This window comes from Parabacteroides sp. AF14-59 (assembly GCF_003479515.1).
GTDB classification, from domain to species: domain Bacteria; phylum Bacteroidota; class Bacteroidia; order Bacteroidales; family Tannerellaceae; genus Parabacteroides; species Parabacteroides faecis.
In genome coordinates, this window is the sequence record NZ_QUHH01000002.1 from 433,924 (window position 1) to 458,952 (window position 25,029).

The 25,029-nt window shown below is 43.7% G+C and carries 21 protein-coding genes and 1 tRNA gene; 10 read left to right on the top strand and 12 right to left on the bottom strand.

The window, feature by feature from the left end:
- Nucleotides 1-3: 3 nt before the first annotated feature.
- The 5 genes from DWW23_RS03910 to DWW23_RS03930 all read right to left on the bottom strand — a co-directional run bounded on the left by DWW23_RS03910 (nt 4) and on the right by DWW23_RS03930 (nt 6,292).
- A complete protein-coding gene (locus tag DWW23_RS03910; protein ID WP_122351970.1) occupies nt 4-1,569 on the bottom strand; it encodes a tetratricopeptide repeat protein in 1,566 nt (521 codons plus the stop codon).
- A 21-nt stretch (nt 1,570-1,590) separates the two neighbouring features.
- A complete protein-coding gene (locus DWW23_RS03915) occupies nt 1,591-3,597 on the bottom strand; it encodes a M56 family metallopeptidase (protein ID WP_122351971.1) in 2,007 nt (668 codons plus the stop codon).
- 21 nt (nt 3,598-3,618) lie between these two features.
- Nucleotides 3,619-3,981 carry a BlaI/MecI/CopY family transcriptional regulator gene (locus tag DWW23_RS03920; RefSeq protein WP_122351972.1) on the bottom strand — a complete coding sequence of 121 codons (363 nt, stop codon included), beginning with the start codon at nt 3,979-3,981 and terminating at the stop codon, nt 3,619-3,621.
- Between the two features lie 270 nt (nt 3,982-4,251).
- A complete protein-coding gene (locus DWW23_RS03925) occupies nt 4,252-4,464 on the bottom strand; it encodes a hypothetical protein (protein ID WP_122351973.1) in 213 nt (70 codons plus the stop codon).
- A 55-nt stretch (nt 4,465-4,519) separates the two neighbouring features.
- Complete coding sequence (locus tag DWW23_RS03930; RefSeq protein WP_122351974.1) at nt 4,520-6,292, bottom strand: T9SS type A sorting domain-containing protein; 1,773 nt, start codon at nt 6,290-6,292, stop codon at nt 4,520-4,522.
- A gap of 70 nt (nt 6,293-6,362) precedes the next feature.
- Between DWW23_RS03930 and hflX the strand changes: the two genes are divergently transcribed.
- Both hflX and DWW23_RS03940 read left to right on the top strand, forming a co-directional pair.
- Nucleotides 6,363-7,574, top strand: coding sequence for a GTPase HflX (gene hflX / locus DWW23_RS03935; protein ID WP_122351975.1), 1,212 nt, complete (start codon nt 6,363-6,365; stop codon nt 7,572-7,574).
- Between the two features lie 36 nt (nt 7,575-7,610).
- On the top strand, nt 7,611-9,611 hold the full coding sequence (locus tag DWW23_RS03940; RefSeq protein WP_122351976.1) for a DUF4954 family protein: 2,001 nt from the start codon (nt 7,611-7,613) through the stop codon (nt 9,609-9,611).
- Between the two features lie 12 nt (nt 9,612-9,623).
- Here DWW23_RS03940 and xerD read toward each other — a convergent pair whose 3' ends face one another.
- Nucleotides 9,624-10,529, bottom strand: coding sequence for a site-specific tyrosine recombinase XerD (xerD, locus tag DWW23_RS03945; RefSeq protein WP_122351977.1), 906 nt, complete (start codon nt 10,527-10,529; stop codon nt 9,624-9,626).
- 99 nt (nt 10,530-10,628) lie between these two features.
- Between xerD and aroQ the strand changes: the two genes are divergently transcribed.
- The 5 genes from aroQ (at nt 10,629) to DWW23_RS03970 (ending at nt 14,999) form a co-directional block, all read left to right on the top strand.
- Nucleotides 10,629-11,063, top strand: coding sequence for a type II 3-dehydroquinate dehydratase (gene aroQ, locus DWW23_RS03950; RefSeq protein WP_122352017.1), 435 nt, complete (start codon nt 10,629-10,631; stop codon nt 11,061-11,063).
- Between the two features lie 147 nt (nt 11,064-11,210).
- A complete protein-coding gene (gene pyk / locus DWW23_RS03955; RefSeq protein ID WP_122351978.1) occupies nt 11,211-12,662 on the top strand; it encodes a pyruvate kinase in 1,452 nt (483 codons plus the stop codon).
- A 126-nt stretch (nt 12,663-12,788) separates the two neighbouring features.
- On the top strand, nt 12,789-13,415 hold the full coding sequence (locus DWW23_RS03960) for an O-methyltransferase (RefSeq protein ID WP_122351979.1): 627 nt from the start codon (nt 12,789-12,791) through the stop codon (nt 13,413-13,415).
- Nucleotides 13,416-13,427: 12 nt separating this feature from the next.
- On the top strand, nt 13,428-13,763 hold the full coding sequence (gene rbfA, locus DWW23_RS03965; RefSeq protein ID WP_122351980.1) for a 30S ribosome-binding factor RbfA: 336 nt from the start codon (nt 13,428-13,430) through the stop codon (nt 13,761-13,763).
- A 12-nt stretch (nt 13,764-13,775) separates the two neighbouring features.
- Nucleotides 13,776-14,999, top strand: coding sequence for an ABC transporter permease (locus DWW23_RS03970; protein WP_122351981.1), 1,224 nt, complete (start codon nt 13,776-13,778; stop codon nt 14,997-14,999).
- Here the strand turns inward: DWW23_RS03970 and DWW23_RS03975 are convergent.
- Nucleotides 14,992-16,074 (bottom strand): mannose-1-phosphate guanylyltransferase, encoded by a 1,083-nt coding sequence (locus DWW23_RS03975; RefSeq protein WP_122351982.1) that lies wholly within the window; start codon nt 16,072-16,074, stop codon nt 14,992-14,994. The two genes, DWW23_RS03970 and DWW23_RS03975, sit on opposite strands and share 8 nt — an antisense overlap.
- A 175-nt stretch (nt 16,075-16,249) precedes the next feature.
- Between DWW23_RS03975 and DWW23_RS03980 the strand changes: the two genes are divergently transcribed.
- A tRNA-Leu gene (locus tag DWW23_RS03980) sits at nt 16,250-16,333 on the top strand.
- A gap of 69 nt (nt 16,334-16,402) precedes the next feature.
- Here DWW23_RS03980 and DWW23_RS03985 read toward each other — a convergent pair.
- Complete coding sequence (locus tag DWW23_RS03985; RefSeq protein WP_122351983.1) at nt 16,403-18,649, bottom strand: ABC transporter permease; 2,247 nt, start codon at nt 18,647-18,649, stop codon at nt 16,403-16,405.
- 149 nt (nt 18,650-18,798) lie between these two features.
- Here DWW23_RS03985 and DWW23_RS03990 point away from each other — a divergent pair, with 149 nt between their 5' ends.
- A complete protein-coding gene (locus DWW23_RS03990; RefSeq protein WP_122351984.1) occupies nt 18,799-19,803 on the top strand; it encodes a PAS domain-containing sensor histidine kinase in 1,005 nt (334 codons plus the stop codon).
- On the opposite strand, the gene DWW23_RS03995 is transcribed toward DWW23_RS03990, so the two are convergent.
- Together DWW23_RS03995 and DWW23_RS04000 are read right to left on the bottom strand one after the other, a co-directional pair.
- Entirely contained in the window at nt 19,783-20,565 is a 783-nt protein-coding gene (locus DWW23_RS03995) for a bifunctional 2-polyprenyl-6-hydroxyphenol methylase/3-demethylubiquinol 3-O-methyltransferase UbiG (protein WP_122351985.1), read from the bottom strand. The two genes, DWW23_RS03990 and DWW23_RS03995, sit on opposite strands and share 21 nt — an antisense overlap.
- Nucleotides 20,566-20,653: 88 nt before the next feature.
- Nucleotides 20,654-22,300 carry a sigma-70 family RNA polymerase sigma factor gene (locus tag DWW23_RS04000; protein WP_122351986.1) on the bottom strand — a complete coding sequence of 549 codons (1,647 nt, stop codon included), beginning with the start codon at nt 22,298-22,300 and terminating at the stop codon, nt 20,654-20,656.
- Between the two features lie 101 nt (nt 22,301-22,401).
- Here DWW23_RS04000 and DWW23_RS04005 point away from each other — a divergent pair, with 101 nt between their 5' ends.
- On the top strand, nt 22,402-23,211 hold the full coding sequence (locus tag DWW23_RS04005; protein ID WP_122351987.1) for an MBL fold metallo-hydrolase: 810 nt from the start codon (nt 22,402-22,404) through the stop codon (nt 23,209-23,211).
- Nucleotides 23,212-23,235: 24 nt separating this feature from the next.
- Here the strand turns inward: DWW23_RS04005 and DWW23_RS04010 are convergent, their stop codons facing one another.
- Together DWW23_RS04010 and DWW23_RS04015 are read right to left on the bottom strand one after the other, a co-directional pair.
- On the bottom strand, nt 23,236-24,009 hold the full coding sequence (locus tag DWW23_RS04010) for a LytTR family DNA-binding domain-containing protein (RefSeq protein ID WP_122351988.1): 774 nt from the start codon (nt 24,007-24,009) through the stop codon (nt 23,236-23,238).
- Entirely contained in the window at nt 24,002-25,024 is a 1,023-nt protein-coding gene (locus tag DWW23_RS04015; protein ID WP_122351989.1) for a sensor histidine kinase, read from the bottom strand. The genes DWW23_RS04010 and DWW23_RS04015 overlap by 8 nt, the downstream gene beginning before the upstream one ends.
- Nucleotides 25,025-25,029 lie beyond the last annotated feature (5 nt).

A 25,029-nucleotide genomic window follows, 5' to 3' on the forward strand; every position in this document is an offset into this window, starting at 1 on the left:
CAATTATTCCGACTTCTTTTCTTTCGATCCTTGTTCTTCAGCAGATTTCTGAGCCGCCCGCATTCCTGCTTTAAAAGCTTCGGAGTTCTCATCGATAGGCTCCAGCTTGGGATTCACCGCTTTCTTTCTCTGTTTGAAGTTTTTCTCCATCTGTTCCTGAAGTTTCTTTTCAGCTTCCGGAGTTTCGGGCAAGCGGTCGATGATAGACTTCAGTTCATCCACCGACAGTTTGCTTCTTTTTCCATCCGGAGCAATCAATCTCAATTCTTCTTTCTTTTGGAAGAAAGCATCTTCATACATATATTGTAATAAAGGACGGTATACATGGAATCCTTTCAACGTCTTTCCGGTCAGGAAACATTCTTTCAGGAAGGTGACCTTGATAAATAAAGCACGATCCCTTTCCTCTTCCGCATCTTCATAACTCGGTCCCCAGTTTGAAAATTTCTGCTCGATACGGAACAACAGGTCCAAACGGTCCTTATTGGCAAGCCATTCTTTATACAACAGTTTCTCGGCCTCTCGCGGCTTGCCGTCTTTCCACAAGGTCTCAGCGCGGGAATTCAGCAACAGATTGACCAGAGCCTCGTTCGGTTGCATCAACTGTTCCGCCTTATCGAACAATTGGAAAGCACGTTTACGGTCGTATGTCTTACCCAAAGCGGCACCTAGTAACAGAGTCGTTTCCACATCCGTCGTATCTTTCTGGTAAGCCCATTCCAACAGGTCGATCGCATCCATGGCACGCCCTGCCAGATAACGCGAAGCACCCCCATATTTCAATGTCAAAAAAGAAGTATCGCTTTCTGCCAGCAGATCGCCATATAAAGTATCGGCTGTGGCATACTGCTTATTCATATAGAATCCCATTGCCTTACTGCGGCGTAACGATTGATTTCCGGGGTTATAATACAATGCCGTATCGCAGACTGCCAATCCGTCCAGCACATTCGGTCCGCCCAACCGGTACAGGCAATTTACCAGCGCACTGGCCAGTCCGGCATTTTCACGGTTCACATTATAAGCCTGATAGTAGCAGATCGTAGCCGCCGGTATGGCATTCATCTTCATATAGCAATCAGCTATATTCCGGTAGATAACAGGATTTATCTTTGTCGTATCCTGATCGCGCAAAACGTTGAACTGTAACACGGCATTCTCGTAATCGCCGACCTGCGAATATAAGCGGGCCAGTTGATAATTGGCATAAAAGTCCGTACTGTCTGTTTCCAGCACTTTCAGGAAACAATCTTTGGCTACAGATGCTTTTCCCAGATTCATTGCCACCCGGGCAACGGATGTGAAAGCATCCGCATTTGTCGTATCCATTTGCAGACAATGCTGATAATACAGGTAGGCTTTATCATACTCCAACATTCCTTCGTAAGCCTGGCCGATAGCCGACATAGTAACATAATCGGCAGAATCTGCCGGAGTAAGACTATCGGCCCGGGCAATCACTTCGGGAAATTTCTTCTTATTCACCAGTTCCTGAAGCAATAGACTCTGTGCCTGCCCTATAAAGGGCAGGACACTGAGAAGAAGCAAAACAGTATATTTGTGCATCATCTACTCTTATGTATTAAATAATTACTGCAATCTGAATGTTACAGGCGTCGTATATTTTACTTTTACAGCCTTTCCGCGCTGCATGCCCGGAGTCCACTTAGGCATTTGATTGATCACACGTAAAGCTTCTTTATCGAGAGAGGGATCGACTCCCTGGGTCACTTCCGCATCGCTGATACTTCCATCCGGATTGATAATGAACGAACAAGTAACACGTCCCTGGATGCCGTTTTGCTGGGCAGCTATCGGGTACTGTACTGTTTTTGCAATAAAGCGACTGAGAGCATCCTCTCCACCGGGGAACTGCGGCATTTTCTCTACCATTACAAATACCTGGTTGGAAGCATCGACCGATTCTGTTGCTTTTTGCTCACCATAACCGACAACAATTATTCCGTTATCATCCTCCTTCTGATCTCCGCTGGGAGCAGGTTTGTTATTATCATTTCCCTGCAGACGGAAAGTCACCGGAACCGTATATTTAACGGCAACCTCTTTACCACGCTGGGTTCCCGGTTTCCAGTTAGGCATTTGAGACAGAACTCTGACAGCCTCCTTGTCAAGCGACGGATCTACGCCACGAATCACTTCTATATCAGAGATAGAGCCATCTTTTTCTACTATAAAAGAAGCCGTCACACGCCCCTGGATACCATTTTCCTGAGCGATTACCGGATATTTAACACTCCTTGCCAGGAATTGCAACAAAGCACCTTGTCCACCCGGAAATTCCGGCATGACTTCTACTACCGTAAAAACCAGATCCGAAGGATCTCTCGGCTTCTGAGGAGTAGCCGGAACAGCCGCAGGAACCGGTTGATTCCTTTGTGTGCTTCCATCCGAATACAACTGTACCTTCAGGTTACCCAACACATCCTTTACCGATACCTCTTTCGACTTCATTGCGGGGAAAGAAAAACTAAGGACGGCATCCTTCGTTGTTTCAAGAGCAAAGTTACCTTTGGTATCTGTAATAGTACCGACATTGGTTCCTTTGATTATCACTGACGCACCGATTACCGGCGCGTTAAAATCGTCAATCACCTGACCTGTCACTTTCACGTTATCCCCTTGGGTGACTCTCACCTCGGTAGCTTCTTTTACTTCGGCAACAGCATCGGCAGCTATTTCCTTAGTAATACGGGCAACTGCCTCGATGTTGCTCAGCAGCATCAGAAAGGCTGCCAGGGGAATGAATATCAGGTATTTTGTTCTTCCGATCCCGTGAGATCTTTTTTTGTTCATCATACTAATTCTGTTTTTTAGATGTAATACGTTAAAACTATTATATAATGTTGCTGCAGCCTGATAATGATGGGCAAGTCCTAACAGGTGATACTGATAGCTCTTGCAGTCGTATCCGGATTGGATAACGGTATTGTCTGCCAGATATTCCAGATTATGGCGTACCTCGCGCTTCAAAAGCCACGCAAAAGGATTCACCCAGCATATAACGGTAATCAGCTCGCAAATCATCACATCTACCGAATGCCATTGGAACACATGGGTGCATTCGTGTGTAAGTATCTCATCTATCTCTTTATCCGAATGGCTTTCCGGATGTATGAATATCATTTGGAAGAACGAAAAGGGGCCGGCGGGTTTATCCAGTCGGTAAACCTCGACACCGTGAATAATGGTCCGCTTACTGCGGTAAGCCAGCAGCAGGATGCTGGTCAACTGCACAAAGAAGCGGACGAATAAAAGAGCCACGACACCCCAATAAATATAAGAACTTGCCGAAAGAAGCATATCTTTCCAGTCTGTTTTGACAACTGTTTCGGGAGTAATCGTCACTTCCGGCATCATTGCCGAATACATCATGATCACTTCCGTCATCGGCTCCTGTTCCTTCACCCAATCCTGGATATTCAGCAGCGGGTAAAGCAATGCCAGTCCAAAGAAAGCAAGGAGTGAAACCCGACGCAATTTAAAGAACGTATCTTTGTAAAAGAGCAGACGGTAGAAGGCGTAAAAGAGTACAAAGGCTACATTCACCTTCAAAAAGTAGGCAAATTCCGGTGTCATGGTAATAAGGTGTTTAAAGGTTTATTCTTTTCCTTTTTCTATCAGGTCGATGATATCTTTCAGATCATCTGCCGAAATCTTCTGATCTTTAGCAAAGAAAGAGACCATTTCCTTGTACGAGTCCTCGAAGTAGTTACGAACAACACCGCTCATAAAAGTACGCTTGTATTCACTTTCCGGTATCATCGGCGTGTACTCATACGTATTGCCGTAGCGTTTGTTCTTTACATACTTCTTACGTTCCAGATTCTTTACAATAGAAGCGAGCGTTGTATAGGGCGGTTTCGGGTCTGCATATTTCGCCAATATATCTTTAACGAAACAAGGACCAATCTGCCAAATCAAGCGCATTACTTCTTCTTCCTGCATTGTCAATTTTTCCATGATTCTTATCAATTTACGATTGTATCGCAAATCTACGAAAATATCGTATATCTGCAAATAAAAAAGGGATAATAAGTGTTAAAGATCAGTATAACCATATATTTATTTTATCCGGCAGGAAAGTTGTTACCGACAGCGTCGGCAAAATAATCGACGCTGTCGGCAATATTGTTGACACTGTCGGCAAAGCTTTCGACACTGTCGACAACAGATTATACGGGCAGAAAAACAAAACCGGCAGACACCCGGACAAACAGATAGTCGAGGATATTATTTTTTTCCGTTCTCTTCTTTCCACTTATCCCGCATCTTCATGCGTTTGATCTGCAAATAGCGTAGCAGGAAGATTACGAACAGGGAAACTCCCATCACCGAAAGATACTGTACCCAGTCCGGATCAGGTTGCTTCCCGGGCCATCCCCATACGCTCATAACAATCAGATAAACTAGCAGGACACCGGTTGTAATATTAATTCTTTTCATAACGGATTCTCTTTTTCACTTTTGAACAGGCAAAGATACAAGATAGTTTATTTTTTCATTGGGTCAGAACGCATTTGTGTTGGGCACGATAACTATCCGTAACAATATTAATTATATAAAAACCTGCAGGCAAAGGCAAAGAAAGGACAGAAGAGCCCGGTGAAACAGAATGATGGTAAACGATACGCCCCATAAAGTCAACGACCTGGACCAGGCCACCGACAGAAAGACCGGACAAGTATAACTCTTTTCCTCTTATCATACAGTCCTTCGTTTCTTCCTGCAAGCGGGAAGAATGGACAATAGCCCCGCCTGGTTCCACGCCGGACGAAGATAGCGTATACCCGGTTTTCAGACGGACAGCATTTTCCGATAATACGCCGGAAGTAAGGTCTATCTCCGTGTCAGACGAGGCTTTTACAAAGAAAGCGGCGAAAGGGGAAAGAACATAATCACTGCCAATCGGATAGGATTTATAATCCGTTCCGTCATAAAGATAAATATTCCCGTCCAGTGCGGGATCGGAAGCGATTTGCGACAATGACAATGGAGACGGCAAAGGATTTCCGCAAAGATACCAGCCGTAGTGCGCCTCATCGATATCAACAACGGAAGAAACACGAACAGGAATAGTTGACGTTTTGCCAAAGTCAGCAGGAATATTATCAGAACTGACAGAAAAGGTCAACGTATTATCAGACGCAGCGGCATCTAAAGAAACCAGATAACCTTTTCCTTTTTCAAAGACAAGTTCATCGGCAGAGACAGCCAGAGAAAGTACCGTCCAGTTACCGGTTGCTTTTTTATTACGGGCACGTTTATCACCATCATAAACCTGCACATATAAATAATTGCCTTTTCCGGAAAAACTTCCATCTTTCAGTTGAAAACGCTTATCGATACCTTTTATACTCACATCGAAAGGAAAAGAGAGGAAATACCATTTACCTTTTTCCGGGAAAGTGTAACAAACCGATAACTGCCTGGTAATAGAGAGTTTACCGACAACCGCCAGTAGATTGTCAGCAGATGTCAGTGCTTTGTCAGTGTTTGTCAGCGGAAAATCAGTCCGGTAAAGGATAAGCTCATCTGTTACAAGATGCCCTTTCTCCGCAATACGCAAACTACCTTTACCTAATAATATCCGTTCACATTGCACTGTGGAATTAACCTCTACCGCACCACCGACTAAAGCGTTCCGATGACGCATTGGCGGAAGATGAGACCAACGGAGCGTATCATTCCAGTTTCCCAGACCTGAAAAAAGAGAGTATTGAGGAATCGTTCCGTAACTGTAAACGCTGTCGATTTGAAAATAGCCGTTTTTAGAAGTACCGACAGGGTCAGATGCCAACAATTCAAGAGAGTAGGGACCATTCTTGAGACCTATAGAATAATGAGTACTTTTAGAAGGGAAAGGACATAAAGCTCCTCTTTTATTTATACCTAAATTATTACTGAATACAGCGTACAAAGTATCACCTGGAACCAATGAATGAACCGTAACTCCTACAACCATGTGCACTTCTTCATAACAAGACAGTGAATATTCCTCAAAAGCAACAGAGGAAGACAACGGCATCTTCAACCCCTGCTGACCTTCGGAAACGGTCGCACCGTTTTTCAGAATATACTTCCAGTTATTACGTTCTGCCTGCGTGAACAACTGCCAGCGGAACGTATCTATCACTGACGGATTAGCATCACTTTGTACAAAAGTACTCCATGTTTCGGGATTTGTTACCTGTGCCTGGAAAGCGAATGGCACCATTAAACAGAAAAGACCGACAACCATGTGTCGGAACACACGTAAATGTTTCTTTTTCATAGCTAAACTATTTTGATCGTTATTGTGTTTGCAAATATAAAGAAATAATTGAAATGATTATCTTTGCTGCATGAAAGAATTTATTATATCAGAAGCACTGACAGAAAAAGCGGTACTCGTTGGTTTGATTACCCCCGAGCAAAACGAACAGAAAGTAAAAGAATATCTGGACGAATTGGCATTCCTGGCCGATACGGCCGGAGCTGATGCTGTCAAAAAGTTTTATCAGAAACTGGACTATCCGAATCCCGTCACCTTTGTCGGAACCGGGAAATTACAGGAGATAAAAGAATACGTGATCGAGAATGAAATCGGACTGGTTATTTTCGACGACGAACTCTCACCTAAACAGCTTCGTAATATTGAGAAAGAACTTCAGGTGAAAATACTCGACCGTACCAGCCTGATACTCGACATATTCGCCAGCCGCGCCCAGACAGCCAACGCAAAGACGCAGGTCGAACTGGCACAATATAAATATATGCTTCCGCGCCTGACCCGTTTGTGGACTCACCTGGAGCGGCAGCGTGGTGGCGTAGGTATGCGAGGACCGGGTGAAACCCAGCTGGAAACCGATAAACGTATCATCCTGGATAAGATAGCCAAGCTGAAACGTGACCTGGTGGATATCGACAAACAGAAAAGCGTACAGCGAAAGAACCGTGGCAAGATGGTCCGTGTCGCATTGGTCGGCTATACCAACGTCGGTAAATCTACGCTGATGAACCAACTGAGCAAAAGCGATGTGTTTGCCGAAAACAAACTGTTTGCTACACTCGATACCACGGTCAGAAAGGTGATCGTCGATAACCTGCCGTTCCTGTTGTCAGACACGGTCGGTTTTATCCGCAAACTGCCCACCGAACTGGTCGAATCGTTCAAGTCGACACTCGACGAGGTACGCGAAGCCGATCTGCTGGTCCATGTGGTAGATATCTCCCACCCGACTTTTGAAGAACAGATCGAAGTGGTGAACAAGACGCTGGCCGAGATCGATAAAACGGAGAAGCCTATGATCATGGTATTCAACAAAATCGATGCCTTCACCTTTGTTCCGAAAGATGAAGACGACCTGACTCCGCGAACACGCGAAAATATCGACCTGGACGAGCTGAAACGTACCTGGATGAATAAGTTACAGGACAACTGCATCTTTATCTCAGCCAAGGAACGGACGAATATAGATGCACTGAAAGCATTATTATACGAACGGGTAAAGCAGATACATATCACCCGTTTCCCATACAATGATTTCCTCTTCCAGCAATACGACGAGGAATAGAGGAATAAGGCAGGAAGAATATAAACAAGTTGACCAATGGAAAAAATCAGAAACCTGCGGCCTGAAGAGATTGCGCTTCTGCAATCTCAGGGTTGCCATGCAGAAAACTGGGAAAATGTGATAGTCCCGGTTGTTTTCGAGACAAAGTATATATATAATGTACGCTTCTCAGGTACAGTCATCCTGGGAGCTTTTGAAAAAGAATTTACTTTACCGGGTGGAGTAAGGAAGCATAGCGGACTCAAAAATACGACATTGCACAACTGTATGCTGGGTGATAATGTATTGATCGAGAATACCCACAATTATATTGCCAACTACCGCATCCAGGACAATTGTTTTATAGAGAATGTCAATGTGATCGTCGTAGACGGGCAAAGTTCATTCGGTAATAACGTACTGGTTTCGGTACTGAATGAAACCGGAGGACGCGAGGTGCCTATCTACGACTGGCTTTCGGCTCCGATGGCTTATGTGATCGCACTTTATCGCCACCGCCCGAAACTGATCGAACGGTTACAGGAATTGATTGCCGGTTACACCCGAAAGATTACTTCCGATTACGGGATAATCGGAGAGAACTCCAAAATAATCAATACCGGAACGATCCGGAATGTCAATATCGGTAAACATGTGACTATAGAGAACTGTACACGCCTGGAGAACGGGACGGTGAACAGTAATGAAAAGGCCCCTGTATATATCGGCGACAGCGTTATCGCCCAGGATTTCATTATCTCGTCAGGTGCGGTAATTGCCGATGCGGCAAAAATCATCCGTTGTTTTATCGGGCAGGCATGCCACGTAACACATAACTTTTCGGCTCACGATTCCCTGTTGTTCAGTAACTGTTCTTTTGAGAACGGGGAAGCCTGCGCCATCTTTGCCGGTCCGTTCACCGTATCCATGCATAAAAGCAGTTTGCTGATCGCGGGCATGTATTCATTTCTGAATGCCGGAAGCGGTTCAAACCAGAGCAACCACATGTACAAACTGGGGCCTATCCACCAGGGTATCGTGGAAAGAGGTTCCAAAACGACCAGCGATTCATACATTCTCTGGCCGGCACGTATCGGCGCATTCTCTTTGGTCATGGGACGGCATCACCATCATAGCGATACTTCCGACATGCCTTTCTCCTATCTGATCGAGAAAGATGACGAGACTTATCTGGTGCCGGGTGTGAACCTGCGGAGTGTCGGTACGATCCGCGACGCCCAGAAATGGCCGAAGCGCGACAAGCGGACCGACCCGAACAGACTGGATATGATCAACTACAATCTGTTAAGTCCGTATACCATCCAGAAAATGCTAAAGGCTGTCGATATCCTGACTAACCTGCAAACCCTTGTCGGCGAGACTTCGGAAATATATTATTACCAGAATACCCGCATCAAAGGTTCTTCCCTGCAAAATGCACTGAAATTCTACAGGATGGCTATCAACAAGTTCCTGGGTAATTCGCTTATCAAGAGACTGGAAGGTACTCAATTCAGCAGCATTGAAGAGGTTCGCAGACAACTGGTTCCAACCACCGCCGAAGGAGCCGGAGAATGGGTCGATCTCTCCGGGTTGATCCTGCCCAAAGATCAACTGGACGGTTTGATTGAGCATATCGAGAACGGCCAAATAAATACGCTGGAGATGGCAGAAGCCTTTTTCCATCTGACGCACCAGTCATACTATGACATGGAGTGGACATGGGCGTACCGGAAGATAGAAGAATATTACGGCATCCAGCTGAACGAAATCACAGCTGATAAAATCATCGAACTGGTTGAAATATGGAAATCATCCGTTATCGGCCTGGACGAACTCCTTTATAAGGATGCTAAAAAGGAATTCTCCCTCACCTCAATGACCGGCTTCGGTGTAGACGGCACCCGCAAAGAAAAAGAAGAAGACTTCGAAGTCGTGCGCGGAGCATTCGAACAAAACCCATTCGTCACAGCCGTAAAAGAACATATCAGCACCAAGCGGGCACTCGGAGACGAACTGATCGGAAGGATGAACCGTATCTGTAACCCGGAAGGATAAATACAAAAGAAGTCATTCCCGGGGACGACTCCGGGGATGATGTTCCAGTATTTCTTTACGCAGGAACTGCCGGTCGATATGGGTATATATTTCTGTAGTCGTTATCTTTTCATGTCCCAACATGTCCTGGATGGCGCGAAGATTAGCTCCCCCTTCCAACAAATGGGTTGCAAAAGAATGTCTGAATGTATGAGGGCTGACATTTTTATGAACCCCCGCCATCTCCGTCTGCTGCTTGATAATATGAAAGACCATGATACGTGACAAGGCAGTTCCCCGCCGACTCAAAAACAGAATATCTTCAAACCCTTTCTTCACTACCACCCCGTTACGGTCCAACAGATAGTTCTTTATCTCACGGATGGCCGTGTCGGAGATCGGAACCAGCCTCTGCTTGCTTCCTTTCCCTTCCACCTTGATAAATCCTTCATCGAAATAAACATCCGAATAACGTAAGGTGATCAACTCCGAAACACGTAAGCCGCAACTGTATAAAACCTCCAGCATGGCCCGGTTACGCTGTCCTTCCGGCAGAGAAAGATCGATAGAATCCAGTATATCATTTATTTCACTGACTGTCAGCACCTCGGGAAGTTTCAATCCGATCTTCGGCGACTCCAACAATTCCGTCGGATCAACTGTTATATAGTCGTCCAGCAGCATGAAACGGTAAAATGACTTTATACCGGATATAATACGGGCTTGCGAACGCGGGTGTATACCGATATCACGCAGTTGGGCAACGAACTGCTGTAAATCCTGATAGGTGATATCTGCGTACTCTTTCCCTTCGCTTTCTATAAAACGGGTTAGTTTATCGAGATCAGTCAGGTAAGCATCTATCGAATTGGCAGATAGAGACTTTTCCAGCCGGAGCCAGGTCTTATATTTGCTGATTATATCTTTTCCTTGTTGCATTGTACACAGGTCATTATGTATGTGTCAAATAAAATCACTACCTTTGCCGGATATTTTCAGCCCGTACAAGGTGGTGCAAAGGTAATAAAGTTACAGCAAATGAAGAAGATTCAGATTATTAACGGTCCTAATCTTAACCTGTTGGGCAAACGTGAGCCAACAGTATACGGTAATGCTTCTTTCGAAGGTTACCTGGACGAGTTACGCGCCCGGTATCCTCAATGCGAAATAGCATACTTTCAGAGTAATATAGAAGGCGAGATGATAAACAAAATCCATGAAGTGGGTTTTGAATACGATGGTATCATAATGAATGCGGGAGCATATACACATACATCCATCGCATTACACGATGCCATAAAATCAGTGACCACCCCGGTAATAGAAGTACATATCTCGAACGTACATGCACGCGAATCGTTCCGTCATGTATCGATGATATCGGCTGCCTGTAAAGGAGTTATCCTCGGATTCGGCCTGGATTCATACCGGTTAGCGCTCGAAGCGTTTATACAGTCGACGGTTAACAAGTGACAGTTGACTCAAAAAAGCATAAAGAAAAGGTTATTAAAAATTGACGTCCGGCAACGACTGGTTCAGACGGTTAAAAACTGTCAACTGTCACTTGTCAACTGTCAACTACAAAAGTGGTAAATAATAGGTTATAATATTTTAAGGTATATGTTAAAGCATACGAAGATTGTTGCTACTATTTCTGATCAACGTTGTGATGTGGAATTTGTCCGCTCATTATACAACGCAGGAATGAATGTTGTGCGCCTGAATACGGCTCACATGATGGAAGAAGGTTTGAACCGTGTTGTCACAAACGTACGCGAAGTATCTGACCGCATCGGTATATTGATGGACACCAAAGGACCGGAAGTCCGTACTACAATGGCCAGCGCGCCAATACCTTTCACAACCGGAGAGACAGTTAAAATAATGGGTGACCCGGATAAAGAGACTACCCATGATTGTATATATGTTTCATACAAAAACTTTGTCGGTGACCTGACTATCGGCAGTGATGTCCTGATCGACGACGGAGATCTGGAATTGAAGGTGATCGAGAAACACGACGACTACATGGTCTGCGAAGTAGAAAATGATGCTATATTAGGAAGCCGCAAGAGCGTAAATGTTCCCGGTGTACGCATCAACCTCCCTTCATTGACAGACAAAGACCGCAAGAATATCCTTTGGGCTATTGAGAATGATCTCGATTTCATCGCACATTCTTTCGTAAGAAATAAACAAGACGTATTGGATATACAACATATCCTCGACGAACATAAAAGTCCGATCAAGATCATTGCCAAGATCGAGAACCAGGAAGGGGTCGACAACATCGACGAAATCCTGGAAGTAGCGTATGGTATCATGATCGCTCGTGGTGACCTGGGTATCGAAGTTCCTGCTGAAAAGATTCCGGGAATCCAGCGCGTACTGATCCGCAAATGCGTGGAAGTGAAAAAGCCGGTGATCGTTGCAACCCAGATGCTTCACTCCATGATCAAGAACCCGCGTCCTACCCGTGCGGAAGTGACCGACATCGCCAATGCAATCTATTATCGCACAGACGCATTGATGCTTAGCGGCGAAACGGCTTACGGCAAATATCCGTTGGAAGCAGTACAAACCATGACAAAGGTTGCCCGTGAAGCAGAAAAGACTAAACTGGCTGCAAACGATATCCGTGTTCCCATCGAAGGAAACGACCTGGATGTTACTTCATTCCTGGCAAAACAAGCAGTGAAATCGTCCAATAAATTGCATGTAAAAGCAATCATTACCGACAGCCATACCGGACGTACAGCCCGTTACCTGGCTGCATTCCGTGGTACATCTACAGTATTTGCTATCTGTTACAACTCACGTGTGACCCGTATGCTTTCTTTGTCATACGGCGTATGGGCTGTTTATCAGCCGTGGGATGACAGCCGCCGCGGATATTTCTACAGTGCGTTGAACGAACTGATTAAGAGCGGACGTATCACACGCAACGACATGGTTGCTTACCTGAGCGGCAGCTTCGGTGAAGGCGGAGGCACAACTTTCCTCGAAATCAATAACGTAGGAAAAGTCCTGGATGCAGGAAGTAAATACTCCCTTCCGACCTTTAAAGAATAAATAAAATAAAACCGAAAAAGGTGTTGCAAAAGTTCCTTTTGTCTTCCCGGAACGAATCCGTCATGACAAAGAACTCTTTTGCTACATCTTTTTTTGTATATTTGAGGCATAAACATTCTTTATTAAATGACATTAGACGAATACATTCTCTCTCATAGCGACGAAGAAGGTGCATTGTTATCCTCACTGAACCGGGATGCCAATGTAAACTTGCTGCGTCCGCGTATGTTGTCCGGACATCTGCAGGGACGTATACTGAAAATGTTTTGCCGTATGCTTCGCCCCCGCCGTGTACTGGAGATCGGTACATATACGGGCTATGCCACACTTTGCATGGCTGAAGGGACCGAAGATGACGCTTTAATCCACACGCTGGAGATCAACGACGAGATGGAAGATTTTATTATGAAATACCTCTCCCGCTCTCCTCATAAGGATAAAATAAAATTACATATCGGCAATGCGATGGAGATCATACCGGAACTGGATGAGACATTCGACCTGGTTTTCATTGATGCCGACAAACGTTTATATTCCGATTATTACGATCTGGTATTTCCCAAAGTGCGCCCGGGAGGCCTGATTCTGGCGGATAACACCCTGTGGGATGGCAAAGTTTTGGAAAAACCTCATCCGTCAGATAAACAAACCATCGGGATACTTAGTTTTAATGATAAAATAAAGGAAGACCCCCGGGTGGAGAAAGTGATCCTTCCGCTTCGTGATGGTCTTACTATGATATGGAAAAAATAAATTGATAACAATATGGAAAGTACAAGACTGAATAAGATAGGTCGTCTGATCCAGAAAGAATTAGGCGACATTTTCCAGAAACAGACCCAGGCTATGCCGGGTACGTTGATTTCTGTAAGTGCCGTGCGTGTCAGCCCCGATTTGGGTGTTGCCAAAGCCTACCTGAGCATATTTCCTTCCGAAAAAGGACAGGAACTGCTTGAAGCGATCCGCACAAACACCAAATCCATTCGTTTCGAATTAGGAAAACGTATAGGGAAACAGGTCCGCATCATTCCGGAACTGAGTTTCTTCATCGACGACTCGCTGGATTATATTGAAAATATTGACAAACTGTTGCAGAAATAAGAGAATCAAGCTTTGAATGTTCCGTTTTATATAGCCCGGCGGTACCTCTTTTCGAAGAAATCCCACAATGCCATCAATATTATTTCGATGGTATGTGTTTGCGGCGTGGTCATTGCCACGATCGCTGTCGTTTGCGCGCTGTCGGTCTTTAACGGATTCAACGACCTGGTGGCAGGAATGTTCAGCAGTTTCGATCCGGAGTTGAAGATAAGCCCTCGTACCGGTAAAGTATTCGATCCGACTACGGCTGAATTTCAGAAGGTAAAACAATTACCGGATATTGCCTATTTCGGAGAAGTTCTGCAGGATAATGCACTGGTCCGTTATCACGACCGACAGGATATAGCCATTATCAAGGGAGTAGATGACAATTTCAGTCATCTGACACAGATCGACAGCATACTGATAGACGGTAGTTTTATCCTGAAAGATGAAGTCGCAGATTATGCAACATTGGGTGTCGGACTATCCTCCAAGCTGGGTGCCAAACCGGGATTTGCTTCGCCTCTGGAAATATATGTCCCCAAACGAGACGAGAAGGTCAATTTATCCAATCCGGCCTCTTCTTTCAACCAGGAATATGCCTATATAGGCGGCGTATTCCTGATTAACCAACAGGTATATGACGAGGGATATATGATACTTCCTCTTTCATTGGTACGCCAATTGCTCAAGTATGACAAGGAGGTTAGCTCCATCGAACTGAAACTTGCAGACGGTGCGGATATATCTTCGGTCAGAAAACAGATAAAAGCTATTTTAGGCGATCAGTTCACCGTACAGGATCGTTATGAACAACAGGAAGCCTCATTTAAAATGATGCAGGTGGAAAAATGGATGACATTCCTGATTCTTTCATTTATACTTGCAATTGCTTTATTTAATGTCGTAGGCTCCTTGTCCATGCTGATGATCGAGAAAAAAGACGATGTGCGTACCCTTCGGAACATGGGTGCCAGCGATAGTCTTATCCGCCGTATATTCTTATTCGAAGGCTGGATGATTTCCGGTTTCGGGGCATTGATAGGAATTGTGATCGGTTTGGTATTATGTCTTTTACAACAGACATACGGTATTATCAAACTGGGACAGACTGCAGGTGCGTTTATTATAGATGCTTATCCCGTACGTGTAATATTTACAGATTTACTTACGGCGTTTATTACGGTAGCGGCCATTGGATTTATGGCCGCCTGGTATCCCGTACATTATCTTGGGAAGAAATGGTTTAATTAAACTCTTTCCCGTATTTTATCTGCGCATCCGCCACAAACTGCTTGATACGCTGTTCGTCATTTTTCTTACAGATAAGCAATACATTTCCTGATTCAGCAACGATACAGTCCTCTACTCCCTGGATGACAGCCAGTCTTTTTGAATTACCCACGGCAATCACATTTCCTGAACTTTCATAGAGCAATGCATTACTGTTCTTCAATACAGCATTATTGTTTTCATCTTTCGGTGCCAGATCGAACAACGACCCCCAGGTCCCCAGATCAGCCCAACCGAAATCCGTACACAACATATAAACGTTATCAGCCTTTTCCATGATTCCGTAATCGATAGATATCTTCAGGCAATAAGGGAAATTCTCACGTATAAAGTCACGTTCGTTTTCAGTATTGAATTTGTCTTTTCCCAAATCAAAACGAACGGCAATATCAGGAAGATATTTGGCAAATGCATCCAGTATCGCATTTACATTCCACAGGAACAGGCCAGAGTTCCAGAAAAACTCTCCACTTTCATAAAAGACTTTTGCCAATTCCAGGTTTGGCTTTTCCGTAAAGGTCTTAACCTTGGTAAACTCACCTAACATGGAATCACTGCTTTGAATATAGCCATAACCTGTTTCCGGACGGCTCGGTTTGATACCCAACGTAACCAGTGCGTTATTATTCTTTACAAAGTCCAACCCTTTCTGAACATCTTTCAGAAAAACATCTTCTTTCAGTATCAGATGATCGGAAGGAGCAACAACGATATTGGCATTCGGATTACATGCTTTTATATGGTAGGCTGCGTATGCAATACAGGGAGCCGTATTTCTACGAGCCGGTTCCAACAGGATCTGATCTTCCTTCAATTCGGGTAATTGTTCCTTGATCAGGTCTGCGTAAGTTTCATTCGTTACAATAAAAATATTTTCAATCGGGATGATCTTGGAAAAACGATCGAAAGTCATTTGCAACAGGGAACGTCCGGTTCCGAAAAAATCAAGAAATTGTTTTGGATAACTTTCTCTGCTAAAAGGCCAGAAGCGACTGCCAATCCCTCCACCCATGATAACGCAATAATTATCTTTCATGATATACAGGTTGTTTTTTAATTATACTCTTACAAAGTTAACGAAATAATCCGGGATTTATTCTCCTATAAAGTATTATTAGCCTTTCCGTATATATTATTTGAAAAAAAAGCGCTGAATGCTTGCACAAATAAAAAATATGCGTACCTTTGCAACGCATTAGAAAAAAACAAATGCCCAGATGGCGGAATTGGTAGACGCGCTGGTCTCAAACACCAGTGGATTCACTTCCATGCCGGTTCGATCCCGGCTCTGGGTACTAACGGAGAGAGTTTTTAACTTTCTCCGTTTTTCTTTTTACCCCTCTTTGTTGTACAGAATTACTTTCTTACTCATCCCTCAAAGCCTTTACCGGATTTCCGGATGCGGCCCTGAAACTATGCCAGCTTATAGTCAACAATGTGATAACTAACACAATAAACAATGAGAGAATATATATCCAGATGCTAAAATCAGCCCGGTAAACAATGCTTTTCATCCATTCGCCGATCAACCACCAGGCAACAGGGGCAGCAATGGCAAATGCGATTCCGATCCATATAATAAACTGACTGTTGAGTAACTTCATGATCTGCCATGTAGTCGAACCATTCACTTTTCGTATGCCGATCTCTTTTGTCCGTTGTTCGATAGCATACAATGCCATTCCAAAAAGTCCGAAACAGGTAAGCAGGATACTGATAACGGAATACATCATTAATAAGTCGGACAACTCAAAAAGTTTTTTGTTATTGCCTAATACTTTATTATACAAGCTCTCATGTTCCAAATACTTCCCGGGATATAACTTATTCCATTCTCCATAGATTTGCTTTATTGCAGAAATATTCCCCGGATCGATACGGACACTTAAGCGAACGCCATCCCTGGCATAGCTGATGATCCCCTTATCAATAGGCGTTTCAAGACTATTAGATATATTAAGTTTAAAATAATCCTCAACTACCCCGGCAATCACATAATCGTCACCGAAAGGAGGACGATCCTTCAACCTGGGTTCATACTCTTTTACAAGACCACCTACAGGAATCTCTCCATCGGGGAACAGACTTTGAGCCCACGCTTGGTTCAGATAGACCGGATGCGGATATCGCTTTACAGCCTCTTTCCAGGGTAAACCTTGCAATAGCTTATACCCCATCACTTCCATTATTTCCTCTCCTCCATCTTCAGAAGTATAAGATTCATAACTTCCATCTGCAGCAAAGTCACTGATAGGCCATTCATACGTCTCGTTGCTCAATGTCGCAGCCTGTATGCCCGGAATAAGAGAGATATTTTCTTTCAACTGCAGCATGGAAGTCTTATTATCACCCACCGAAAAAGTATAAATATCTTTATAATTTTCAGCTTTACCATATAAAAGCGATATCTGCTGCCGTACGGAAAAGTTTCCGATTATCAGGATGAACGAGATCGCAAACTGTGCAACGGCCAATGAAGTGATGATCCGTCGTCTGGCTTTTCCCCGGTAAAAGTTGTTATACATAGAAATCGACATTTCCGGCAAGCGCCTACTCATATACAAAGCCGGGATACATGCCAGCAGAAGAATAAATCCGAACGTAACCGGCAACATCTGGTTGCTATACAAGAAGTTGACCGGAACCTGAATCGACATGATGCGATTCATTAACCCCAACAGGTCAAACTGTATCAATTGTGCAATCAGAAAACCGAAACCTACGGTCATAAATGTATCGGCAAACAATTGCATACTTAATTGTCCGCTTCCTGCTCCCATCAACTTTTGCACGTGCATGGAGTATAATTGCTTAAAAACACGGGGAAAACTTAGGTTTATATAATTGAAGCAGGCAATCACCAAGATCAGAATAGCTGAAAAAAGAGCAATGAACAGTAAAGTCGTATTTGGCTTCTTCAGAGACGATGGGATCGAAACCGTATCAAAACAAGCTTGCCTGATAGTGAGAAATTCATTCTTAAAATCCCTCCCATCGTTTCTTTGAAGGATCAGATTCGCTGTTTTAGCCTGCAAGTCAGGTACAGATACATTATTCTTAAGCAGAAAGAAGTTCAATCCTGACGAGGGGTTATCAAAAAACAAAGCATCAAAGCCTAAAGCAGCCTGGCTGTTATCCTTTACAACTGCAGAAACGGTAAAAGTCAATAAACCTTTTTCATCTCCAAAATCACCAGGTCCGAATAACATCTGAACTGTTTCTCCTATCGGATCACTCCCTCCGAACAAACCTTTGGAAAAAGATTCTGACAGGATTACCCGATCCGGACCAAGCTCGGCATCTTTAAAACTCCCCCTTATTATTTCCTGAGGAAAAAACGAAAGAAAAGAACTATCCGACTCTATCACCTTAATGTCTTTGAAAAAGTTCTCTCCTACCTTACAGTAGCTTACCATGAAGTAAGGATGAATACGACATACCCTATCCAGTTCCGGAACATGTTCGAGTAATTGAGAAGTAATATCCTGCGATACCGTATTAAAAGCCGTCATTCCTGCTCCCGAAATGGTCTGTTTTACCACAACCATTTTGTCCTTGTTCGGATTCTCCGACTCTATATTATACTCATGAATAACAAAAGCTGCCAACAAAAAAACGCTACTTTACTTGAAGCAGGTCTAAATCGTCTAATTTTTAGACATTTTCCCCAATGGTTCATTTATAAATGACACGTCCGGCTAAAACCTGGAGGCTTTACATTTTTTGTACAGATTTTAATTATACATTTGTAACGAGAAATATGCTGAATCGCAGACTACACCGGACTATTGTTGGCGGGATAACAGGAATTGTGTTATTCTCGGTTATAGGAGCATGGCTTTTGGTCAGCCTGACTTCTCTTTTTTTTGCTTTTGTCTGTATCTGCATAATTATAGCCCTGGCGATTATGCTGGTGAGGAAAATGGAGAAAACCGATCGACAACTGGAAAGCTTCTTCAGCGCAATCAATAATAACGATTTCAATGCTCACTTCACGGAAAAGAATGATGACAAATTCCTGAACAAGTTATTTCAGGAAATGAACCGAATCATAGCTCAATTCGAAAACAATCATACCGAACTGGAAGAACGCCGTTTTTATTACGAGAGTATCATCCGGGTATTGACACATGAGATAAGAAATTCCATTACACCGATAGCCTCTTTGTCTGCCGATCTGATCAAATACAGCGATGAATATGGGAAAGAAGGAATGATCGACGGCCTGCAAACCATCAACCAGCAGGTACAGCAACTGAACACATTTCTGAATGCGTATCACCGGTTAACACATTTACCCGATCCGGTCAAGAGCAAAGTAAAGATCTGTACTCTGTTCGATAAACTCAACCGATTATTGAACTCGGAACCGGGCAGTGAGAATGTCCGCTATATTTCATCGGAGAATGTAGAGATTCCACTCGATCCCAATTTGATAACATTGGCATTGATCAACCTGATCCGCAATGCCCTGCAGGCAACGGCAAATAATCCGCAGCCGGAGATCAAGGTTGAAGCAGAAAAAGGAGCAGCCTGTTCATTCATACAAGTAACCGATAACGGAGATGGTATTCCGCAGGACCGACTGGATGATATATTCACTCCGTTCTATTCTACCAAGAAAGAGGGAAGCGGCATAGGACTTCCGTTATCCCGACGCATCATGCAGCTTCACGGCGGAGAACTTACTGTGAACTCGGAACCGGGAGAGAAAACCGTATTTAGCATGACGTTCCCGGATCATCTACAAACCAGCTTTTCTTAATATATAAAAGCAACTCGTACTAAAAAAATTCCTTAGATACGGGACAGAAGAAATAAGTTTACCTAACTTCCTCGGTGATAACCCGAACTTAGTCTCGTAATGTGGATTTATAAAATACAATTGTTGATCGATAATCCGGTACCCGGCCTGTCGCACAACGTCACGAAACATTTCAATGGTACATTTTGTCTCCTTGATACTCAATAGTTCTTTTATTGTATCTTCTTTTTCACCACATAGTATCATCAGCCATCGATAAAAAATCGATGGAAGTAAATGTATAAAAGGCAAATGTGAAATAATTCTCCCCTCTGCAATCTGCTGATGTCCGCCGAACGGCATCTGCCAGGCGGGAAAAGCGACAAAGAGTATCCCATCAGAGACCAAATAACTTTTCATATCGGACAGGAATTGAGATTTATCCCCGATATGTTCAATCACGTCGTGTATCAGAATAAGAGGAAAATGTTTTCTCAAGTCTCTTAACTGAAAAATATCAGAGGCTATAAATAGTCCCTTTTGATTCTTTCGGGAGAAGAAAGTCCGGGCCTGCTCGATTCGCAAAGTAGCAATATCCACTCCGACAATTTCACAACCCTGTTCGGCAAAAGGAAGCAAATTACCTCCTTCTCCACAACCTACTTCCAGCACTTTATCCGGAAGATCTCCTATTATTTCTTCTATATACGGAATATAATATTTTTTAGAAGTCCGTGCCTGTTCTTCAAAATAACGCTCACGGTTGATATGTCGTTCCTGCATCTTATCTGTTTTATTATCTATTAATATGATAATGATTCAGGGGAAAGACTGCATGCCTAAAACGTTTTTTACTAAGATATCGTTCTTTCTACCAGCTGAAACGCAAGCCGACAGGAACGGTGAATGTCACCGGATGCTCCCTTCGGATAGTACGTAGCCCGCTTCCGTCGGGAATATAGTAATTGAGAGTCGGTTCTACATAGAAACTGATATGAGGTGTAAAATGATATTGTACACCTGCACTGGCATTGACCGACCATTGCAGAGGCACAGCCAATGACTGGCGGCTTATGTCGATGGGGACACTATCCGTTACATGTGAAGTACGGAGCGTTCCTTTCAACGGAATGTCGACCTGGACACCGGCTGTCGAGTAGAACGAGAACTTCCTGAAATGCCCCCAACGATAAGAAACACGAAGGGGAAGACCGATGTAATGGAGCTTTTGCGTTTCCTGGATACGGTAGTCTTCGCCAGTGATAAAATCAGATTTCAGGAAAGTATATTGTAATCCTGTTTCAAAGCTCCAGCGCTCGTTCAGCTTTTTGTTTACAGAAAGTCCAATGGTTATAGGAGCATCATGGTGCTGATGTTCTACAATTTTACCCCGATTCCCCTCAGCGATCTGCATCAGCGTTAGTGAATCGCCTAAAGCTCCTTCCTGATAACGGGTATGCAGATAGGTGTAATAATCTTCCCATGTGCTTACTTGCTGAGGAAGATCCGGATTTCCTTCACTGCCGGAATGAGGAGTAGCAATCAGTTTGTAGAGATTCTGAGCCAGTTGTGGTCCCAACGATCCGGCCAGCATAAACTTCCATTTATTCGACTTCCTACTCTGCCGCATAGAGACAAGCTCTTTTGACGGATACGGACTGAAAACAATCTTACGAGGCAATTCGTTGATAAATAAAGGCTTTACAGCAGGTTGTACATCCACAGTAATCTCTTCCGGAAACAGCAGGGATGACATCTTTTCCGCATGCCCCGACGTCGGGGCAATAAGCATCTCCGAAAGTTGCGGACGCTCAACCTTACCAGAGAGAACGACCGGTTCCGGAGAATCGATCTGTTTATCTCCTTCCTTTTTGTTTGTTTCCGCCTGTTGTACCAGGTCCTTAGGTGGCAGTTTTTGCTGTCGTGGCCACCGATACACATATTTGTAGAACAGCGGTACAAGGAGTAGCAACAGCAAAACCAGAAGTAAACGATACTCACCGAGCATCTTTTTCAACAAAGATTTCGCGCGATATAATTGTGAAGACGATGAGTGGGGAGCGATATTCAGCAAATCACCGATCTCTTTATGGGGCAACCCTTCCAATACCGCCAGTTTAAACACTTTCGAATAACCTTCAGGCAAGCTCTCCACCAACTCCATTATCTGGTCATACGATACGAAATCGGCGTCAAAAGAACTTTCCGCCGGTTCATCTTCTTCGGACATCTCTGACAAGGGAATAATGTTTGCTGCATTATTCTGGTTAAGATAACGGAGAGAAATATTTTTCATAACAACTCCCATCCAACTCTCCAGCCTCTCCGGATCACGCAACGAATCGATAGACGTGAAGATAACAATGAAGCCGTCATGAAGTAGGTCCTGTGCGATTTGTCTGTCGGACACATAATGGAGACATATACCCATCATTTTCCCCGAATAAGTTTTATAGAGTAAGTCCAGCGCCTGCTCATCACCCTCTTTGCACAAATCAACCAGTTCCCGTTTATCCATGTATTACAGCACTAATATAGTTATGATACGTCAACATAGAAAAGACTGCACGGATTTTTTCTTTTTTTTATCTTTGCACCCACTAACTGAAAGATAAATTTATGCAAAATACAGAATTGATCGTACTGGGAACAGGCAATGCAACCGTTACCCGATGTTATAATACCTGCTTTGCCCTGAAACAAAACAATGACATTCTGCTGGTAGATGCAGGAGGAGGTAACGGCATTCTTTCCCAGTTAGAGAAAGCCGATATTCCTTATTCCAACATACATGATATATTCGTCACTCACGCTCATACCGATCATATTCTGGGTATAATCTGGATGATCCGTATAGTCGCCCAGGAGATGAACAAAGGGAAATATGAAGGAACATTAAAAGTATACGGGCATGATAAAGTCATAGAGGTTTTGAAAACGATCTGCCAGTTAACATTACCGAAAAAAATCCAGGCACGTCTTCATAAGGATATCGAATTATGTGAAGTACGTCATGGCGATACATTCTCTGCGATCAGTATGGATTTTCAATGTTTTGATATTGGTTCCACCAAAGAGAAGCAATACGGTTTCCGCACCATCTTGCCTGACGGTAAAAGCCTTGTCTGTCTGGGAGATGAACCGTATAATGAAATAAACCGCTCGTTTGTAGAAAATACAGACTGGATGCTTAGCGAAGCCTTTTGTTTATACGAAGACAAAGAGACATTCAGGCCTTATGAGAAACACCACAGTACAGCTTTGGATGCAGGAAAACTCGCCCAGCAACTGAATGTCAGGAACCTGCTGCTCTACCATACAGAAGATAAAACACTTGCTACACGCAAACTGAAATATACAGCCGAAGCCAAACTGAATTTCTCAGGAAATGTGTTTGTTCCGGAAGATTTAGAGACAATTATATTATAAAAAGGTCCCCCCATGTGTCAAATATCAAAAATTCAGCCACAACTTAAAAGCCGATAATTTCTCTTCGCTGATCGTAACCTTGCTCTTATAAGGGGGACGGACCGCCACAACCAGTTTTCCGTTGAAATAAGGTTCGGCATGATCGATCGCATCGATACAGACGATTATTTGCCGGTTTGCCCGGAAGAAACGGTCCGGGTCCAGTTGATCCGTCAGTTTATTAAGCGAGAGGTCGATGATATGTTCCTGCCCGCTGCGGGTAACGGCAAACGTTACCTTATTCTCCGAATAAAAATAAGCGATATCGTTCACCTGTAAAGACCAGAAACGGTCGACACCCGAAATCAGAAAACGGGTACGAAAACGTTTTTCTTTATGTTGCAGGGTATCTAGCAGCGTGTCCATATAATCATCCGGCAGTCCGTTCACGGTTCTCTGCATAGTTTCGTATTTTACGATCGCATCCAGCAAGCGGGTTTCATCGACCGGTTTCAGAATATAATCGATACTGTTGACGGCAAACGCGCGAATGGCATACCGATCATAGGCCGTAGTAAAAACAATGACAGAAGTCGGATGAACGAGCGACAGGAAATCGAAAGCATTCCCGTCTGCCAGTTGTATATCCAGGAAAATAATTGCCGGATGAGCATGTTCTCCAAACCAGGCGACAGCCTCATCCACACTTCCCGGCAGAACGGTAATCTCCCATTCAGGACGTAACCGTGACACCATCGAATGCAACAGACGGGCTGCCGGCACTTCGTCTTCTATTATCGCAACCTGCAATTTATTCATACAAAGGAACTTTTACAATAAACAAATTATCCTGCTTTTTTACTTCTATTTCTTCACCTAACATCAGTTTACAGCGGTTCGAGAGGTTTTGAAGTCCCACACCGGAAGGAGCTTCGTTTTTCCGGGGATGTACCGGATTCGTTATAACCAGCTTGCCATTCTCTATTTCGATACGAATCTTCATCGGTTTGTTCATGGTTATAGAGTTGTGCTTAATCACATTCTCAACCAACAGTTGCAATGTAAGCGGAGGTAACATCGCATCGTTATATTCGTCGGAAATAACATACTCGCAACTGATGCAATTCCCCAACCGCACTTCATGTAAAAAAAGATAAGAACGCATAAACTCCAGCTCCTCGGACAATGTGACCAATGTCTTATCCTGACATTGTAACACATAACGATACACGCTGGACAGATGTTTGGTGAAATAGATCGCATTATCCGGACTGTATTCGATTTCGGCAATTAATGTATTCAAGCTATTGAACAGAAAATGAGGGTTCAACTGATTCTGCAATGCCGCATAGCGTGCCGTATTATTTTCTTTTTGCAACTCTGCTGCTTCCTGCTGTAACTTCATCGTATGCAGCATTGAACGGTTTGCCAACAATAAACCGAGGATAACCAGCTCAACCAGCCAGACCACGATCAGAATACGCCAGCCTCCATTGGGAAAGATGAATGGTTCCTGAATCCCAGCCAAAAGTTTCGCAACGACCAATAGTCCATAATTCAGCAACAGAAAAAGAGACATTCCGCCTATATACATCAACAATAATTTCCACCGCCGCCGGATATTTAAGGTATATTGTGCGTTAATCCAGGAACTTAACCGCAGCATCGAATATCCCAATACATTAAATACCGCAATAAAATAAACAAAAGCTCCCTGCGAATACATGACATCGGCTACTTGATCGGACAATTCAGTATAATTGACCAAAAAGAGATAAGAGAATGCTCCTAACCCCGAGAATAACAGACCATATAACAAGGTTTCCCATTTCATGACAG

Coding starts and splice junctions, on each gene's coding strand:
- DWW23_RS03910 (WP_122351970.1), bottom strand. CDS start 1,569: ATGATGCACAAATATACTGTTTTGCTTCTTCTCAGTGTCCTGCCCTTT.
- DWW23_RS03915 (WP_122351971.1), bottom strand. CDS start 3,597: ATGACACCGGAATTTGCCTACTTTTTGAAGGTGAATGTAGCCTTTGTA.
- DWW23_RS03920 (WP_122351972.1), bottom strand. CDS start 3,981: ATGGAAAAATTGACAATGCAGGAAGAAGAAGTAATGCGCTTGATTTGG.
- DWW23_RS03925 (WP_122351973.1), bottom strand. CDS start 4,464: ATGAAAAGAATTAATATTACAACCGGTGTCCTGCTAGTTTATCTGATT.
- DWW23_RS03930 (WP_122351974.1), bottom strand. CDS start 6,292: ATGAAAAAGAAACATTTACGTGTGTTCCGACACATGGTTGTCGGTCTT.
- hflX (WP_122351975.1), top strand. CDS start 6,363: ATGAAAGAATTTATTATATCAGAAGCACTGACAGAAAAAGCGGTACTC.
- DWW23_RS03940 (WP_122351976.1), top strand. CDS start 7,611: ATGGAAAAAATCAGAAACCTGCGGCCTGAAGAGATTGCGCTTCTGCAA.
- xerD (WP_122351977.1), bottom strand. CDS start 10,529: ATGCAACAAGGAAAAGATATAATCAGCAAATATAAGACCTGGCTCCGG.
- aroQ (WP_122352017.1), top strand. CDS start 10,629: ATGAAGAAGATTCAGATTATTAACGGTCCTAATCTTAACCTGTTGGGC.
- pyk (WP_122351978.1), top strand. CDS start 11,211: ATGTTAAAGCATACGAAGATTGTTGCTACTATTTCTGATCAACGTTGT.
- DWW23_RS03960 (WP_122351979.1), top strand. CDS start 12,789: ATGACATTAGACGAATACATTCTCTCTCATAGCGACGAAGAAGGTGCA.
- rbfA (WP_122351980.1), top strand. CDS start 13,428: ATGGAAAGTACAAGACTGAATAAGATAGGTCGTCTGATCCAGAAAGAA.
- DWW23_RS03975 (WP_122351982.1), bottom strand. CDS start 16,074: ATGAAAGATAATTATTGCGTTATCATGGGTGGAGGGATTGGCAGTCGC.
- DWW23_RS03990 (WP_122351984.1), top strand. CDS start 18,799: ATGCTGAATCGCAGACTACACCGGACTATTGTTGGCGGGATAACAGGA.
- DWW23_RS03995 (WP_122351985.1), bottom strand. CDS start 20,565: ATGCAGGAACGACATATCAACCGTGAGCGTTATTTTGAAGAACAGGCA.
- DWW23_RS04000 (WP_122351986.1), bottom strand. CDS start 22,300: ATGGATAAACGGGAACTGGTTGATTTGTGCAAAGAGGGTGATGAGCAG.
- DWW23_RS04005 (WP_122351987.1), top strand. CDS start 22,402: ATGCAAAATACAGAATTGATCGTACTGGGAACAGGCAATGCAACCGTT.
- DWW23_RS04010 (WP_122351988.1), bottom strand. CDS start 24,009: ATGAATAAATTGCAGGTTGCGATAATAGAAGACGAAGTGCCGGCAGCC.
- DWW23_RS04015 (WP_122351989.1), bottom strand. CDS start 25,024: ATGAAATGGGAAACCTTGTTATATGGTCTGTTATTCTCGGGGTTAGGA.